A 311-nucleotide genomic window follows, 5' to 3' on the forward strand; every position below is an offset into this window, starting at 1 on the left:
AAAAAACATGGTGGTCGAAGTGTAGACGAGATTATGGCGCGATTGCAGCGGGGAAGTGAGGGGGAATGAGTATTATCGGGTGTTTACTCTCTCCTAAATGTAAAAAAGCGGGCGACGTTGCCTTGTGCCATGAGCACTGCTATGCCTACCTAAAACTACACGGGGAAAGCGGTAACGGAGGATTGTGGGGGCAAGCAGGCATTCCTGTGGCGTATGGTCGAGTCCTGGCTGATGCGATACCGTTTCAAAAAGACAATCCAGAAGCATTTCAATTGATCACTGCGTATTGCCGAAATGTGCTTCAGCGAGCC

1 pseudogene is annotated in these 311 nt (G+C 49.8%); it reads left to right on the plus strand.

What is annotated here, in order from left to right:
- Nucleotides 1-65 precede the first annotated feature (65 nt).
- Nucleotides 66-311, plus strand: a pseudogene (locus H1S01_RS21095) (hypothetical protein); the annotation flags it as partial.

It is taken from the genome of Heliobacterium chlorum (assembly GCF_014502795.1).
Classification (GTDB): Bacteria; Bacillota; Desulfitobacteriia; order Heliobacteriales; family Heliobacteriaceae; genus Heliobacterium; species Heliobacterium chlorum.